The following is a 15,984-nucleotide window of genomic DNA, read 5'->3' on the forward strand; positions in this document are numbered from 1 at the left end:
CCCCCCCCCCCCCCCCCCCTACAGGGGTGCACAGAATGGTTCCCCCGCGGCGCTGCACCGGGCCCGGCGGAGGCGTAGGGACGGGTGCCCACACCCGCCCGTGAGGCGAGTGGCCCCATGTCCGGCTGGGCCGCATCCACAGAGAGAACCACAGGGCCGCCGCAGGCTTGCGGCGGCCCTTGACTATGTTGACTATGGAGGAGGAAGATTCCCATGCGACTGGACAAATGGCTGAAGGTCTCCCGGCTCATCAAGCGCCGGACGGTGGCCAACGAGGCCTGCGACAACGCCCGGGTCACGGCCAACGGCCGGCCGGTGAAGGCCAGCTACGACGTGAAGGCGGGCGACGTGCTGGAGCTGCGCTTCGGCGAGCGCACCGTAAAGGTGGAGGTGCTGTCGGTGGCCGAGCACGTGGGCAAGGCCGACGCCCCCGCCCTGTATAAAGAACTGCTGTGAGGGCGGACCGCCCCCGCCGCGCTGAGAGCAAAAAACAGCCCTCCCACATATGGGAGGGCTGTTTTTTTGTGGCTTACTTGCGGCCGCCGCGGCGGGAGCTGCGGCGCTCCGACTGGCGCAGCTCGGACAGCTTGCTGTCCGAGGCGGCCATAAACTGCTTGAGCCGGTCCTCAAAGCTGGCGGGCTCCGCCGGGGCGGGCTTGCCGCGGAAGCCGCCGCCGGTGTGCCCGCCGGGGCGGCCCATAGGACGGCCCTGGCCTGCGGGGCGGGGCGGGGGATCCATAGCCTTTTTGATGGAGAGGTTGATGCGGCCGTTCTCGTCAATGCCGATGACCTTGACCTTGACCTCCTGCCCTTCCTTGAGATGATCCTTCACATCGTTGACATAGGAATAGGCGATCTCTGAGATATGCACCAGACCCGACTTGCCCTCCGGCAAGGAGACGAACGCACCGAACTTTGTGATGCCTGTGACCTTTCCTTCCAGAACCGAACCAACACCAAACTCCATACTGACTGCTAAATCCTCTCTCATAAATTTTCAATCGGTGAAACGGAAAATGTACTCGCCCGGCTCTACCAAGCCCAGCTTGCCGCGGGCGATGTCGGCCTGCCGGTCGGGATCATCGCTGTTTTCCACGGCGTCGGACAGGTCGGCGTTGACCTGCTTCTGGGCTGCCACCTGCGCCTCGGCCTCGGCCAGGTCGCTCTGGGCGGTCAGAATCTGCTGGCGCAGATTCAGCAGCCCGGTGGCGGCGCCGATAAGCAGGGCCAGTACCACCAGCTTGGTCAGGAGGGACGCTTTTTTGGTTTTCACAGGCGGTACCTCCTCCCGATGCGCGGCGGTCCGAGCGGTGCAGCTCATCCATTTCCCTGGATATCAGCCTTATTCTATACCACTTTCGCCGATAATGGAAGGACTTTTTTGCGGTTTTTCCGATTTTTTTACACAGCCTCAGGAGAAACACTACCGGTAGTGTAAGCACACGCCACAAAACCCCAACGAGATCGGCCAGACGGTAGCCCAGTTTGAGGAACCAGCGGCTCAGCAGCCAGAAATAAGCCGCCGCGCCCAGGAGGACGGCCGCCACAATGTAAAGGCGCACTTCGCCGCTGCCGGCGGTGGTGGTGTAGACAAACAGGGCGACGGTGACCACCAGCCAGAACAGCAAATCCAGCACTCCACCTAGCAGGGGGAGGCGGACGCGCACACGGAGGATGCGGAACGCGTCGTACAGCAGCCCCACCGCCGCCCCCATCACCAGCGCCCCGGCAAAGAAGAGGGCCTGGTCGGTGACGGATACGGTCATTTCAGCGGAAGAGCCGGGCAAACAGGCCGCCCGCCCTGTCCCGCCCGCTGTCCTCGTAGGTGAGGGAGTCGATGGTGCCCTCCACCTTCAAATCCCCGCCATCCAGGCTCAGCTTCTCGATGTGCAGCTCCTCCCCCCGCACGATGAGGGTGCCCCGGTTGGTGAGCATGACAATGGTGTTCTCGTCAAAGCTCTCCACCTCCTCCACGCCGGAGACTGAGAGCTGTTCGCGCTCCTCCAGAATGATGTGATGGGCCGCCTCCGCCCGCGGACGGTTTTCTTCGTACGGCATGGCTCTCCCCCGCCTTTCCATAGTCTTGTCTCATATATATGGGACAGGTGGGCGGGTTATGCCAGGGCCCTCAGCGGCGGCTGATCCGAAGGGCGGGGGCCAGGCGGCGGCTCAACAGCCAGGCCAGCGCCAGCTTGACTGCGTCGGGCAGGAGGAAGGGGAACACACACCAGCCCAACACGGTGAACATTCCTACCGGCCCGGAGGAGCTGGTGTATACCGCGTAGTACCAGACGGAGCCGAACAGGTAGCACAGGATCTGACCCACGACGGCGGAACCGAGAAAGACGGGGGCGGATTTTCCCAGCCATCGCTCGGCGCCCCACATGGTGAGGGCGGTAAAAAGGAAGCCCAACAGATAGCCGCCCGTGGCCCCCAGAAAGGCCCCCAGGCCGCCGTGGAAGCCGGCAAAGACGGGCAGTCCCACGGCCCCCAGCAGCAGATAGACGGTCACCGCCAGGGTGCCCAGCCTGCCCCCCAGCAGGCCCAGTGTGAGAAAGACGGCAAAGGTCTGTAGGGTGAAGGGGACGGCGGTGGGGATGGAGATCCAGGAGCAGACGGCGATCAGAGCCGCCAGGATGCCGGTGTAGGCCAGTTCTCTTGTCTTCATGACAGGTGTTCCCTCCTAATTGTAAACTTAAAAATGATTATAGTTTACATTTAATAAAATGTCAACTAAAAAGAGATATAGGTTGACGATTTAGGAGGGGACGGGTACAATAGAGGGTGAAAGGAAGTGGAGCGAATGCTGCGGGACGAGGTGCTGGCGCTGTTAAAGGCCCGGGAGGGGAAGCCCCTGTCGGGGGAGGAGATGAGCCGTGCCCTGGGGGTGAGCCGGGCGGCGGTGTGGAAGGCCATGGAGTCTCTGCGGGACGAGGGGTATGTCATCTCCTCCGCCCCCCGCCGGGGCTACGCCCTGGAGGGCTCGCCGGACCGGCTGTCCGCCGGGGAGCTGGCCGGAGCCCTGGCGGGCCGCCGGGTGGGCCGCGCGCTGGTGTGCCTGGAGACGGTGGACTCCACCAACAACGAGGTCAAGCGCCGGGCCCTGGCCGGGGCCGCCGACGGCCTGGCGGTGGTGGCGGAGCAGCAGACCGGCGGCCGGGGCCGCCGGGGCCGCTCCTTTGTCTCCCCTGCGGGGCAGGGGCTTTATCTGTCGGTCCTCCTCCGCCCCCGGTGCCCCCTGGAGGAGGTATCGGCCCTGACGGCGTGGACGGCGGTGGCGGTGTGCAATGCGGTGGAGCGGGTGTGCGGCGTGCGGCCGGGGATCAAGTGGCCAAACGACGTGATCCTGGACGGGCGGAAGCTGTGCGGCATTCTCACCGAGCTGGAGCTGGAGGCGGAGAGCGCCGCCCTGCGCCATGTGGTGGTGGGGGTGGGGATCAACCTCACCCAGACCGCAGCCGACTTCGGGCCGGAGGTGGCCCCGGTGGCCGTCTCCCTGGCCCAGGCTCTGGGACGGGCCCCCCGCCGGGCGGAGATGGCGGCGGCCGTGCTGGCCGCCCTGGACGAGCTGTACGCCGCCTTCCCGGCGGAGCGGGCGGCCTGGCTGGAGCGGTACCGGGCCGACTGCCTCACCCTGGGCCGGACGGTGCGCCTGCTCCGGGCGGGCGGGGAGGAGGAGGCCTTTGCCGAGGCGGTGGACGATACCTTCGCCCTGGTGGTGCGCCGCGCCGACGGCAGCCGGGAGGCGGTGTCCTCCGGCGAGGTGTCCGTCCGGGGGCTGCTGGGGTATGTGTGATCTCCAAAAGCGCGGGACGTGTCCCGCGCTTTTTGCTTGACAAATCCGCCTGTTCCGCTATAATAAGACAAGTTATGTGTCATGACATGTGTAAAGGAGAGACGGAAATATGGGAGTATGCAGCGCATTTCTCGAGCGAAAAAATATTGTCCTCTCGGCAAAGCGGTATGGGGTGGACGCATTGGGGGCCATGGCCCAGGGGCTGTTCTGCTCCCTGCTCATCGGCACCATTCTGGACACGCTGGGCAAGCAGCTCGGCATCGCCTTCCTGGTGACGGTGGGGGGCTACGCCTCCGCCATGAGCGGCTCGGCCATGGCCGTGGCCATCGGCTACGCCCTCCAGGCGCCGCCCCTGGTGCTGTTTTCCCTGGCCACGGTGGGCTATGCCGCCAACGCCCTGGGCAGCGTCACCCTGTCCGGCGGCAAGGGGGCGGGCGGGCCCCTTGCGGTGCTGTTCATCGCCGTAGTTGCCGCCGAGCTGGGCAAGGCGGTGTCCAAGGAGACGAAAATCGACATTCTGGTCACCCCCCTGGCCACCATCCTGGCCGGAGTGGGGCTGTCCGCCCTGCTGGCCCCGGCCATCGGCACCGCGGCCTCCGCCGTGGGGGACGTTGTCAAGTGGGCCACCGTGCTCCAGCCCTTCTGGATGGGGATTCTGGTGTCGGTGGTCATCGGCGTGGCCCTTACTCTGCCCATCTCGTCGGCCGCCATCTGTGCCGCCATCGGCCTGACGGGGCTGGCCGGAGGGGCCGCCGTGGCGGGCTGCTGCGCCAATATGGTGGGCTTTGCGGTGCTCTCCTTCCGGGAGAACCGCTGGGGCGGGTTGGTCAGCCAGGGCCTGGGCACCTCCATGCTCCAGATGGGCAACATCGTCCGCAATCCCCGCATCTGGCTGCCCGCGATCCTCACCTCGGCCATCACCGGCCCCCTGGCCACCTGCCTGTTCCGGCTGGAGATGAACGACCCGGCCTCCGCCGTGGCCTCCGGCATGGGCACCTGCGGCATGGTGGGCCCCATCGGGGTGTACGCCGGATGGGTCAACGATGTGGCCACCGGGGCCAAGGCGGCCATCACCTCCCTGGACTGGGTTGGGCTGGCGCTCATCTGCTTTGTCCTCCCTGCGGTGCTCTGCTGGCTGTTCGGCCTCTTCTTCCGGCGCATCGGGTGGATCAAGGAGGGGGATCTGACCCTGGAGTGACAGGGCCCGGCGTATCGCCGCGCGGGCAGCACGCGGCGCGCGCCTGTAGGGGCGGCCCTTGTGGCCGCCTGCGGACGGGGAGGAGCCCCGCCCCTGCGATTTCCCGCTGAGGCCGTCGAAAAACGCGTTCGGCAGGCTGCGGCGCGGCTCTTGCCGCCCCGCTTTTTTGCTGTGCAAAGGCGGAGCAAAATTGGCCGCGCGCCGCCCTCTGCGTCCCAGGCGCATGAAGTTTTACGCGGAATTGACAGATCCGGCCCGCCTGTGTTGTTATAGAGGTGAAAGGGGGCGAGGCCATGGACGGGACGCGGGCGGAGGAGCTGGTGGAGCGGTACGCCGACGCCATCCTCCGCATCGGCTACACCTGGCTGGGGGACATGGACGACGCCAAGGACATCTGCCAGACGGTGCTCATCAAGCTGGTAGAGGAGGGCCGTCGCTTCCCCGATTTGGGCCAGGAGCGGGCGTGGGTGGTACGGCTGAGCGTCAACGCCTGCAAGAACTGGAAAAAGAGCGCCTGGTTCCGCCGCCGGGCGCCGCTGGAGGAGGGCCTGCACCTGGCGGCGGAGGCGCCGGAGCCAGAGGACGGCGCGCTGCTGGCCCTGGTGAACGGCCTGCCCCCCAAATACCGGCAGGTGGTCTACCTGCGGTACTATGAGGAGTACGAGGTACACGAGATCGCGGCCCTGCTGGGCCAGTCTCCCGCCCTGGTGAGCACCCACCTGGCGCGGGCGCGGGCCAAGCTGCGGGAACGGCTGGAAGGGAGCTGCTGTGATGGATAGACGGTATCGGGAGGAGCTGGAGCAGGTGCGCCTGACGGAGGAGAGCAAGCGGGAGCTGGTTCGGGCCCTGGAGGCCCGGCGGGAGCTGGCGGCGGAGGGGGATGGGCACAGAAGGACGCGCTGCTGGAGCCGTACCGCCGTGGCGGTGGCCGCCCTGATCGGCATGCTGGTGTTGTCGGTGGGGGCGGCGGTGACCGTCTCCCCGGTGCTGCGGAGCTATTTCGGTGACAGCGCCGCATATCAGCAGAGCGCCGCGGAGCTGGGCCAGTCGGTGACCAAAGACGGCTGGACCGTGACGCTGACCGACTGCGTGGGAGACGACCGCAATCTCTGGTTCGGCCTGGAGATCGCCGGGCCGGAGGGCACAGTGCTGGATGCGGAGAACTATTATATCGACTGGTATGACTGTCAATTTCCCGGCCTGTATAGTTTTCTCTCCACAATGAGCTGCACCCAGCTGCCCGATGAAGATCCCACCGACAACCGGGTACAGTTCGCTCTGCGCTTGCTGGGGCGTGGCCCCTACGACGGCAGCTTCAATGGTCAGCGGGTGAAGCTGACGTTTCGGGACTTCTCCATCTGGGATCGGGAGGACCGGGAGTTTGAGCCGGCCCATGGCTGTGAGGCGGTGTGGCAGTTCGATTTCACAGTCTCCTATCCGGACAGCGTGATCCGCCTGGAGCCAAACCTGCCTGTCCATACGCTGGGCGTGGATGCCGTGCTCACCTCGGTGGAGGTCTCCCCCTTCGGCGTCTATGCGTCCATTGAGGGAGAAGCGCTGAAGGGGCACCACCAGTGGGTGCCCATGAATGCCCCCGACGGCTGGTATGGCTGTACGGAGTACCAGGAGGTCACCCTTACCACGAAGGACGGGGAGGTCATCGCACCCTGTGGCAGTCTGTCGGGCAGCGGGTGCAGCGGCGGCGACCTGGATCACCCGGAGGAGGGTTATATCCGTCTTGCCCGCTGGTCTGACACCCTGCTGGACGTGGATGAACTGGCCTCCGTCTCCATCTGCGGGGTGGAGATCCCCCTGTGCTGAACGGATCGTTCAAAAGACCCGGTGCGGTAAAAACCGCACCGGCTCTTCCCCGTTTTCCGCCATAGACAAAATCCTATGGGCGGCGTATAATATCCCCATACTACATAGATTGGGGAACGGTCATGGACACGAATGCCAACAATAACCGTGAATCCTTCGAGGATCAGCAGGTCATTTTTGTGGATACCCATCTGATTCAGAAGGCGGTGGAGGGACTCCAGCGCGCCCGCGAGGAGTTCCAGACCCTGCTGGAGCAGGCGGAGGGCGGAGACGCCTCCGTCTATTACGACCTTGGCGTGCGCTATACCGAGGGCGACGGGACCGACAAGGATCCGGCCCAGGCGGCCCGCTGGTTTGCCCTGGCCTCGGAGGACGGGGATCTCCGGGCCACCGACCTGCTGGGGCGCTGTTACCAGTCCGGCGCAGGGGTGGAGAAGGACGAGGCCCGGGCGGCGGAGCTCTTTCAGCAGGCGGCGGAGCAGGACTATGCCCCCGCCCAGTGCGACCTGGGCCTGAGCTATGAGAACGGCTCCGGCGTGGAGAAGGACGAGGCCCGGGCGGCGGAGTGCTACCTCCAGGCGGCGGAGCAGGATTACGCCCCGGCCCAGACCAATCTGGCGGTGTGCTACTTCAACGGAATCGGCGTGGACAAGGATGTGGAGTGCGCCCACCAGTGGCTGGAGAAGGCGGCGGAGCAGAAGTTTCCCCGGGCGCTGAACATTCTGGGCGACTGCCACTGGGACGGCACTGGCGTGGAGCAGGACCGGGGGGAGGCGGCCCGGCTCTACCGGCAGGCCGCCGAGCAGGACTATCCCCCCGCCCTGTGCAACCTGGGCCTGTGCTATGAGCACGGGGACGGCGTGGAGCAGGACAAGGCCAAGGCGGTGGAGTGCTACCGGAAGGCGGCGGAGCAGGACTACGCCCCGGCCCAGTGCAATCTGGGCGTGCTCACGCTCCACGGCGTGGGCACCGAGGCCGACCCGGCCGCGGCGGCGGAGTGGTTCCGCCGGGCAGCGGAGCAGAGCTTCGCACGTGCCCAGGATCTGCTGGGCGACTGCTATCTGGACGGCAAGGGCGTGGAGGCCGACCCGGCCCGGGCGGCGGAGCTCTACCGGCAGGCCGCCGACCAGGGCTACGCCCCGGCGCTGTGCGACCTGGGCCTGTGCTACGAGAACGCCAACGGCGTGGCGGAGGACAAGGTCCAGGCGGCGGAGTGCTACCGGAAGGCGGCGGAGCAGGACTACGCTCCCGCCATGTGCAACCTGGCGGTGTGCTATCTCAACGGCATCGGCGTGGAGGAGGACATGGCCCAGGCGGTGGCGTGGTTCCAGAAGGCGGTGGAGGGCGGCTCCGCCCGGGCCAAGAGCATCCTGGGGGACTTCTACCTGGATGGCCGTGGGGTGGAGCAGGACAAGGAGAGGGCCCTCTCCCTCTACCGGGAGTCTGCGGCGGACGGCTACCTGCCCGCCATATGCAGTCTGGGCCTGTGCTATGAGACCGGCGACGGCGTGGCGGAGGACAAGGCCCAGGCGGTGGAGTGGTACACCAGGGCCGCCGAGGGGGGCTATGCCCCGGCCCAGACCAATCTGGCCTACTGCTTTCTCACCGGCATCGGCATGGAGGCGGCGCCGGAGAAGGCCATCCCTTGGCTGGAGAAGGCGGCGGAGCAGGGCCAGGCCCGGGCCCAGAGCCTGTTGGGAAGCTGCTACCGGGACGGCGACGGCGTGGAGGCCGACGCGGCCCAGGCGGCGGAGTGGTATGGAAAGGCCGCCAAACAGAACTATCCCCCTGCTATGTGCAGCCTGGGGCTGGCCTTCGAGCTGGGGGAGGGACTGACCGAGGACCCGGCCAAGGCGGTGTACTGGTACACCAAGGCCGCCGGGGAGGGCTATGCCCCGGCCATAACCAATCTGGCCGTATGCCTGCTCAACGGGACCGGCGCGGAACGGAGCGCGGAGGAGGCCGTAGGCTGGCTGGAAAAGGCGGCGGAGCAGGAGTTCCCGCGGGCCCAGGGGATTCTGGGGGATCTGCTGCTCACCGGCAACGGCGTGCCCGAGGACAAGGCCCGGGCCGTGGAGCTCTACCGGGCCGCCGCCAAGGGCGGCTATGTGCCCGCCATGTGCGACCTGGGGCTGTGCTATGAGAACGGGGATGGCGTGGAAGAGGATCTGCGCCATGCGGTGCTGTGGTACCGCAAGAGCGCCGAGGAGGGCTATGCCCCGGGCCAATGCAACCTGGCGGTGTGCTACCTCAACGGAAACGGAGTGGAGCGGGACGCGGCCGCCGCCGTGCGGTGGCTGGAGAAGGCGGCGGCCCAGGGGAATGCCCGGGCACAGAGCATCCTGGGCGACCTGTGCCGGGACGGGGAGGGCACCGAAATGGATGCGGCGCGGGCCTTCCAGCTCTATACCCAGGCGGCGGAGCAGGGCTATCCTCCCGCCCAGTGCGCCTTGGGCTACTGCTACGAGGTGGGGAGCGGCACGGCGGAGGACAAGACCAAGGCGGTGGAGTGGTACGAAAAGGCCGCCCAGCGGGGCCATGCCACCGCTCAGTGTAATCTGGCCTACTGCTACGAGCAGGGCATCGGCGTGGCGGAGGACAAGACCAAGGCCGTGGAGTGGTATGCCAGGGCCGCCGAGCAGGAGCACCCCAGGGCCATGTGCAACCTGGGCCTGTGCTATGAGTACGGCGAGGGTGTGGCGGAGGACAAGACCAAGGCGGCGGAGTGGTATGAGAAGGCCGCCCGGCGGGGGTATGCCCCGGCCCAGTGCAACCTGGGCTTCTTCTATGACCGGGGCGTGGGCGTAGCGGAGGACGCCGCCAAGGCCGTGGAGTGGTACGAGCGGGCGGCGGAGCAGGGCTATCCCCGCGCCCAGTGCAACCTGGGCTACTGCTATGAGAGCGGCAAGGGCGTGAAGGAGGACAAGGCCCGGGCCGTGAAGCTGTACCGCCAGGCCGCCGAACAGGGCAGCTCCGTGGGCCAGTGTAACCTGGGCTACTGCATGCTCAAGGGGATCGGCATACGGCCTGACCCGGCGCAGGCGGTGTATTGGTTCCGAAAGGCCGCCGAAGGCGGCTCCGGCCGGGCCATGTGCCTGCTGGGTGACTGTTACCGGGAGGGCCAGGGCGTGGAGGCCGACGCGGCACAGGCCCGGACGTGCTACCAAAAGGCCATTGACCTGGGCTTCGACGCCAAGGAGGAGCTGGAGGAGCTGGACAAGGCCGCCCCCGCCGGAGCGGCGGAACAGCCGAAGAAAAAGAAGTCCTTCCTGGGCCGGCTGTTTGGAAAATAGGACAAAATCAATCGCGGGGCGCAGGCATTGCCTGCGGCCCGCGATTGTATGATCCCCGGCCGGGCGGGGCGGCCGCCTCCCTCAGCCGATGCGTCCGAAGTCGGAGAAGGGGAAGCAGATGAACTCCGCCTTGCCCAGCAGATAGCGCGTGTCCACGGTGCCCAGGGTCACGTCCCGGCTGTCGTTGGAGTGGTTGCGGTTATCCCCCATGACGAAGACCGACCCCTCCGGCACCGTCACGGAGGTGAGATCCTCATACCAGGGCTCCTCCATGGGCTCGTTCAGATAGGGCTCGTCCAGGGCTTCGCCGTCCACATAGACGGTGCCGGTCTGGTAGTCGATGTCCACCGTCTGGCCCTCCACAGCGATGATCCGCTTGACGATGGGCCCCCTGGCGGCGTCAAACTCCTTGGTGAGCACCACGATGTCCCCCGGCTGGGGATCGGTGTAGCCGATGTCCCGGATCAGCATCACATCCCCCTCGTGGAGGGTGGGCAGCATGGACTCCCCCACCACCGGGGTGATGCGCCCCACGAAGGTGAATACCAGAATGATGGTCACCAGGGCCACAATCAAAATCTGAAGCCACTCGTAGGCCTCCTGAGCGCCGCTGAGGGGCTTTTCTTCTTTTTCCGGTTTTTTCATGGGCAAACTCCCCGCTTTCGACAAAGGAGGGGCTGTCCAGCAGCCCCTCCCGTGCGTATCTTATTTCGCGTACTCGATGACCTTGGTCTCCCGGATCATGTTGACCTTGATCTGGCCGGGATACTCCAGCTCCTCCTCGATCTTCTTGGCGATGTCCCGGGCCAGGAGCACCATCTGATCCTCGCTGACCTTGTCCGGGGCCACCATAATGCGCACCTCGCGGCCGGCCTGAATGGCGAAGGACTTCTCCACGCCGGGGAAGGAGGAGGTGACCTCCTCCAGCTTCTCCAGACGCTTGATATAGTTCTCCAGGTTCTCGCGGCGGGCGCCGGGGCGGGCGGCGGAGATGGCGTCGGCTGCCTGGACGATGCAGGCCACGATGGTGCGGGGCTCCACGTCGTTGTGGTGCGCCTCAATGGCATGCACGATGTCCTCGTTCTCCCGGTACTTCCGGGCCAGCTCCACGCCGATCTGCACGTGGGAGCCCTCCACCTCGTGGTCGATGGACTTGCCCAGGTCGTGGAGCAGGCCGGCCCGCTTGGCCTGGGTCACGTCGGCGCCGATCTCGGCGGCGATCAGCCCCGCCAGGTGGGACACCTCGATGGAGTGGTTGAGCACGTTCTGGCCGTAGCTGGTGCGGTAGCGCATGCGGCCCAGCAGCTTGATGAGCTCGGGGTGCAGGCCGTGGACATTGGTCTCGAACACGGCGCGCTCGCCCTCGGCCTTAATGGTGGCGTCCACCTCCCGCTTGGCCTTCTCCACCATCTCCTCGATGCGGGTGGGATGGATGCGGCCGTCCTGGATGAGCTTCTCCAGGGCGATGCGGGCGATTTCCCGGCGCACCGGGTCGAAGCAGGAGACGGTGATGGCCTCCGGCGTGTCGTCGATGATCAGATCCACGCCGGTCATGGTCTCCAGCGTGCGGATGTTGCGGCCCTCGCGGCCGATGATGCGGCCCTTCATCTCGTCATTGGGCAGGGGAACCACAGAGACGGTGGCTTCGGCCACATGGTCGGCGGCGCAACGCTGAATGGCCAAGGACAGGATCTCCTTGGCGCGGGTGTCGGCCTCCTCCTTAAACTGGGCCTCGATCTCCCGCACCTTCATGGCCGACTCATGGGTGACCTCCTCGGCAAGCTGGTTGATGAGGTAGTTCTTGGCCTCCTCGGCGGTGAAGCCGGAGATGCGCTCCAGCACCTCCATCTGGGTCTTCTTGACGGTGGCCACCTCGTCCCGGGCCTCGTCCAGCTCGGCCAGCTTGCGCTGCAGGGTGTCCTCCTTCTTCTCGATGTTCTCGGTCTTGCGGTCCAGGTTCTCTTCCTTCTGCTGGAGCCGCCGCTCCTGCTTCTGCAGATCGGCCCGGCGCTCCTTCACCTCGCGCTCATACTCGTTGCGGGCCTGGAGAATCTCCTCCTTGGCCTCCACCAGCGCCTCCCGCTTCTTACTCTCGGCGCTCTTGATGGACTCGTTGATGATGCGCTTGGCCTCCTCCTCCGCACTGTTGATCTCTTTTTCCGCGGTGCGTTTGCGGATTTGAATGCCGATGGGAATGCCTATGATGAGTGCGACCACGGCCGTGATCACACAGGCGATGACAGTCTGCATCAAGGGTTCAACACACCTCCATATCTTGGATTTTCAAAGTTCTTTTTCATGAAACGGATGCACGCGCTCCCGCCCGCTCTTGGGCAGAGCGCACAAAATTTGAAGAGCTTACCCCTCGTTCTTCAAAATATTACACCTTATCTATTTTAAGTCTGCGGCGGCCTTCTGTCAAGAACATTCCTGTTCGGAATCAATTTCTGCGGCCCTGGGCCTCAAAGGGATCGGGGCAGGGAGTCGTCCTCCCGCACCCAGTCGGCCACCTCCACCACCCGGTACTCCGTGCGGGTGTCCCGGATGACCACCCGCTCGATGCCGGCGTTGATGATGAGGCGGCGGCACATGGAGCAGGAGGTGGAGCCGGGAATCAGCGCCCCGGTGTCCGGCTCCACGCAGGCCATGTAGAGGGTGGCGCCCAGGGTTTCGCGGCGGGCGGCGGAGATGATGGCGTTGGCCTCGGCGTGGACGGAGCGGCACAGCTCGTACCGCTCCCCGGATGGGATGTTCAGCGCCTCGCGGGTGCAGTAGTTCAGATCCACGCAGTTGCGCCGCCCGCGGGGGGCGCCGTTGTAGCCAGTGGAGATGATCTCGTCGCTCTTGACGAGAATGGCCCCATAGCACCGGCGCAGGCAGGTGGAGCGCCCGGCCACCGTCTGGGCGATGTCCAGATAGTAATTCTCCTTGTCGATGCGTCCCATAAACGCCCCTCCCATGCTTTTTTACCAGTATACCGGGTTTTCCGCCGTCCCGCAAGCCCCGGAATGGCTGTCCCGGGCGGACAATTCACATATTGTTTACGTTTCCTTCCTTGACGAAGAAACAGGGAGGCGCTATCATAAGTTCAGAAAAAATTTATTTTTAACTTCAAAGGAGACGACCGTATTTCATGGTGATGAACTTCATTCGAAAATTGATGTACGGCCGGTATGGAAGCGACCAGCTCTCCTTTTTCCTCCTCGTGGTCTATATCGTCCTCATTCTTCTGTCCGGCCTGCCCCACCTGGAGGTGCTCTCCTGGCTGGCGCTGGCAGTGCTCTTGTGGGATCTGTTCCGCATGTTCTCCCGCCGTATCGACCGCCGCCGGGCGGAGAACGCCCGGTTTCTGGCTCTGGCCGGACCCGCCATACGCTGGCTGCGGATGCGCCGTACCATCCGCCGGGACAAGGAGCACCGCTACTTCAAGTGCCCCAACTGCGGACAGTATCTGCGGGTGCCCCGGGGGAAGGGGAAGATCACCGTCAACTGCCGCAACTGCGGCGCCAGCTTTGAGGAGCGGAGCTGAGCTTTCACCGGCCGGGACCGGCGCGCCTTGCCGCGCCGGTCCCGCTTTGCCTTTACAGGCGGGCGAAAAGCTGGTATCATAGCAAAGAAAGTGGGTGAAGCCATTGAGACAGTGTATGGATGCGGACAACCTCCACCGCAGACTGAAAAAGATCATCGGGCAGTTGGGCGCCATCGACAAGATGGTGGATCAGGACGTGCCCTGTGAGGACATGCTGATGCAGATCAACGCCGCCAAGAGCGCACTGCACAAGGTGGGACAGGTGGTGCTGGAGGGGCATCTCAACCACTGCGTCCGGGACGGCATCGAGCACGGAGACGCGGACCGGACCATTGCGGAATTCGCCAAAGCCATCGAGCACTTCTCACGTATGAGCTGACGCTGATGCGGCCCGTTTGGGCCGCTTTTTTCTTGACAAATAATACCCATGGGGGTATAAATATACCTATAGGGGGTATGGGTATATGAAACGGGATATCACATTCCTTGCGCTGGGAGGGGGTTCCCTCCTGTTGAGCTTTTTTGCCCCGGCGGCCCTGCCGGTGAACCCGGCGTGGCTGGCCATCCTGCTCTGCGGCGCGCCCATTGTCAGGGAGGCGGCCGTGGGGCTGTTCACCCGCTTTGACATCAAGGCCGACGTGCTGGTGTCCCTGGCGCTGCTCGCCTCGGTGGCCATTGGGGAGATCTTTGCCGCCGGTGAGATCGCCTTCATCATGCAGCTTGGCTCTCTGCTGGAGGAGCGGACGGTGGCCAAGGCCCGGGCGGGCATCGAAAAGCTGGTCCGGCTGACGCCCCGCACCGCCCGGCGGGTGACCGCCGCCGGGGAGGAGAGCATCCCCGCCAAGGCTGTGGCGGTGGGGGACCGGCTGCGGGTGCTCCCCGGAGAGACCATTCCGGTGGACGGGGTGGTGCGGGCCGGACAGACCTCCGTCAACCAGGCGGTGATGACCGGCGAGTCCCTCCCAGTGGACAAGGGGCCGGGAGACGAGGTATTCAGCGGCACCGTCAACCAGTTCGGCTCCTTTGAGATGGAGGCCGCCCGGGTGGGGGAGGACAGCTCCATCCAGCGGATGATCCGCCTGGTGCAGTCGGCGGATGCGGGCAAGGCGAAGATCGTGGGCCTGGCCGACCGCTGGGCCACCTGGATCGTGGTCGCCGCCCTCGCTTCCGCAGCCCTCACGTGGCTGCTCAGCGGTCAGGTGATCCGGGCGGTGACCATCCTGGTGGTGTTCTGCCCCTGCGCCCTGGTGCTGGCCACCCCCACCGCCATCATGGCGGCCATCGGCAACGCCACCCGCCACAGCTTCCTGGTGCGGGAGGGGGACGCCTTGGAGCGGCTGGCCCAGGTGGGCAAGGCGGCCTTCGACAAGACGGGCACCCTGACCCGCGGCGTGCCCGAGGTGACGGCGGTGCGCAGCCTGTCCCCCGGCGTGACGGAGGAACAGGTCTACGCCTGGCTGGCCCGGGCGGAGCTGGGCTCGGAGCATCCCCTGGGCAAAGCGGTGGTCAGGGGGTGGCAGGCCGCCGGAGGCGGGACGCCCGCCCCGGCGGAGGACTTCGAGGCCCTGCCCGGCCGGGGCCTCCGGGCGGTGCTGGACGGCCATACCGTCCTGGCAGGCAGCGAGGCCCTGCTGGAGGAGGCGGGCGCGGCCCTTCCCCCGGCGGCCAGAGCGGAGGCGGAGGGTTTTCTGGCCCAGGGGTGCACCCTCATCTATCTGGCGGTGGACGGAGCCCCCGCCGGCTTCTGCGCCCTGGCGGACACGGTGCGGGGAGAGGCGGCGGCCATGCTCCGGGCCCTGAGCGCGGAGGGGGTGTCCCCGGTGCTCCTCACCGGCGACAACGAGAACGCCGCCGCCCACATCGCCCGGACGCTGTCCATTCGGGAGTACCGGGCGGGGTGTCTGCCGGAGGACAAGCTCAACTGGATCGACCGTGCTCAGCAGGCGGGCGTCCGGATCTGCATGGTGGGCGACGGCATCAACGACGCCCCCGCCCTGAAAAGGGCCTTTGTAGGCATCGCCATGGGGGGCGTGGGCAGTGATATCGCCGTGGACGCCGCCGACATCGTTCTGGTGAACGACCGGGTGGAGGAGCTGCCCCACCTGCTGGCCCTGTCTCGGCGGATGATGACCACCATCCGCCTCAACCTGGCCTTCTCTATGGCCCTCAACCTAGTGGCCATCGTGCTGGCCATGACCGGCGTCCTCAACCCCGTGGTGGGGGCCCTGGTTCACAACGCCGGCTCCGTGCTGGTGATCCTCAACTCCGCCCTGCTGCTGAAATGGAGGAGAAAGAGCTGACGCCGCGGGGAGCATGGAGCATATGGAAAAACAGAGCCGCCGCCCCG

16 protein-coding genes and 1 pseudogene are annotated in these 15,984 nt (G+C 65.9%); 9 read left to right on the top strand and 8 right to left on the bottom strand.

The features are described 5' to 3' along the window. Positions 1–213 precede the first annotated feature (213 nt). Complete coding sequence (locus tag ACESY8_RS07050; protein ID WP_007493718.1) at positions 214–456, top strand: RNA-binding S4 domain-containing protein; 243 nt, start codon at positions 214–216, stop codon at positions 454–456. A gap of 73 nt (positions 457–529) precedes the next feature. On the opposite strand, the gene ACESY8_RS07055 is transcribed toward ACESY8_RS07050, so the two are convergent. The 5 genes and pseudogenes from ACESY8_RS07055 to ACESY8_RS07075 form a co-directional block, all read right to left on the bottom strand. Further along, positions 530–967, bottom strand: coding sequence for a S1 RNA-binding domain-containing protein (locus ACESY8_RS07055; RefSeq protein ID WP_009257438.1), 438 nt, complete (start codon positions 965–967; stop codon positions 530–532). A 30-nt stretch (positions 968–997) separates the two neighbouring features. Further along, positions 998–1,273 (bottom strand): septum formation initiator family protein, encoded by a 276-nt coding sequence (locus ACESY8_RS07060; protein ID WP_009257439.1) that lies wholly within the window; start codon positions 1,271–1,273, stop codon positions 998–1,000. A 232-nt stretch (positions 1,274–1,505) separates the two neighbouring features. After that, positions 1,506–1,766 (bottom strand): annotated as a pseudogene (gene yabQ / locus ACESY8_RS07065) (spore cortex biosynthesis protein YabQ); the annotation flags it as partial. A gap of 1 nt (position 1,767) precedes the next feature. Further along, positions 1,768–2,058 carry a sporulation protein YabP gene (gene yabP, locus ACESY8_RS07070; protein WP_009257440.1) on the bottom strand — a complete coding sequence of 97 codons (291 nt, stop codon included), beginning with the start codon at positions 2,056–2,058 and terminating at the stop codon, positions 1,768–1,770. A 70-nt stretch (positions 2,059–2,128) separates the two neighbouring features. Continuing rightward, positions 2,129–2,668 (bottom strand): biotin transporter BioY, encoded by a 540-nt coding sequence (locus ACESY8_RS07075; RefSeq protein WP_054339443.1) that lies wholly within the window; start codon positions 2,666–2,668, stop codon positions 2,129–2,131. A 135-nt stretch (positions 2,669–2,803) separates the two neighbouring features. Between ACESY8_RS07075 and ACESY8_RS07080 the strand changes: the two genes are divergently transcribed. The 5 genes from ACESY8_RS07080 (at position 2,804) to ACESY8_RS07100 (ending at position 10,108) form a co-directional block, all read left to right on the top strand. Then, positions 2,804–3,796 carry a biotin--[acetyl-CoA-carboxylase] ligase gene (locus tag ACESY8_RS07080; RefSeq protein WP_054339444.1) on the top strand — a complete coding sequence of 331 codons (993 nt, stop codon included), beginning with the start codon at positions 2,804–2,806 and terminating at the stop codon, positions 3,794–3,796. A 109-nt stretch (positions 3,797–3,905) separates the two neighbouring features. Next, on the top strand, positions 3,906–4,994 hold the full coding sequence (locus ACESY8_RS07085) for a PTS sugar transporter subunit IIC (RefSeq protein WP_054339445.1): 1,089 nt from the start codon (positions 3,906–3,908) through the stop codon (positions 4,992–4,994). A 293-nt stretch (positions 4,995–5,287) separates the two neighbouring features. Further along, on the top strand, positions 5,288–5,773 hold the full coding sequence (locus ACESY8_RS07090; RefSeq protein ID WP_054339446.1) for an RNA polymerase sigma factor: 486 nt from the start codon (positions 5,288–5,290) through the stop codon (positions 5,771–5,773). After that, entirely contained in the window at positions 5,766–6,815 is a 1,050-nt protein-coding gene (locus tag ACESY8_RS07095; protein ID WP_153810768.1) for a DUF4179 domain-containing protein, read from the top strand. The genes ACESY8_RS07090 and ACESY8_RS07095 overlap by 8 nt, the downstream gene beginning before the upstream one ends. 122 nt (positions 6,816–6,937) lie before the next feature. Next, a complete protein-coding gene (locus ACESY8_RS07100; protein ID WP_204682117.1) occupies positions 6,938–10,108 on the top strand; it encodes an SEL1-like repeat protein in 3,171 nt (1,056 codons plus the stop codon). Between the two features lie 81 nt (positions 10,109–10,189). Here the strand turns inward: ACESY8_RS07100 and lepB are convergent, their stop codons facing one another. From lepB to ACESY8_RS07115, 3 genes are all read right to left on the bottom strand, one after another. Next, complete coding sequence (lepB, locus tag ACESY8_RS07105) at positions 10,190–10,753, bottom strand: signal peptidase I (RefSeq protein WP_054339448.1); 564 nt, start codon at positions 10,751–10,753, stop codon at positions 10,190–10,192. Between the two features lie 60 nt (positions 10,754–10,813). Continuing rightward, the gene (gene rny, locus ACESY8_RS07110) at positions 10,814–12,358 is read right to left on the bottom strand and encodes a ribonuclease Y (protein ID WP_034565842.1); all 1,545 of its coding nucleotides are present in this window, start codon (positions 12,356–12,358) and stop codon (positions 10,814–10,816) included. A gap of 212 nt (positions 12,359–12,570) precedes the next feature. Beyond that, positions 12,571–13,053 (bottom strand): deoxycytidylate deaminase, encoded by a 483-nt coding sequence (locus ACESY8_RS07115; protein WP_009257448.1) that lies wholly within the window; start codon positions 13,051–13,053, stop codon positions 12,571–12,573. Positions 13,054–13,241: 188 nt separating this feature from the next. On the opposite strand from ACESY8_RS07115, the gene ACESY8_RS07120 reads away from it, so the two are divergent. The 3 genes from ACESY8_RS07120 (at position 13,242) to ACESY8_RS07130 (ending at position 15,937) form a co-directional block, all read left to right on the top strand. Next, positions 13,242–13,637: a hypothetical protein gene (locus ACESY8_RS07120; protein WP_007489963.1), complete on the top strand. Its 396-nt coding sequence runs from the start codon at positions 13,242–13,244 to the stop codon at positions 13,635–13,637. A 103-nt stretch (positions 13,638–13,740) separates the two neighbouring features. Next, complete coding sequence (locus tag ACESY8_RS07125) at positions 13,741–14,016, top strand: metal-sensing transcriptional repressor (protein ID WP_024725326.1); 276 nt, start codon at positions 13,741–13,743, stop codon at positions 14,014–14,016. An 85-nt stretch (positions 14,017–14,101) separates the two neighbouring features. Next, positions 14,102–15,937: a heavy metal translocating P-type ATPase gene (locus ACESY8_RS07130; RefSeq protein ID WP_434307859.1), complete on the top strand. Its 1,836-nt coding sequence runs from the start codon at positions 14,102–14,104 to the stop codon at positions 15,935–15,937. Positions 15,938–15,984 lie beyond the last annotated feature (47 nt).

The organism is Clostridium sp. ATCC BAA-442, assembly GCF_964239415.1.
In the GTDB taxonomy this organism is placed as follows: domain Bacteria; phylum Bacillota; class Clostridia; order Oscillospirales; family Oscillospiraceae; genus Flavonifractor; species Flavonifractor plautii.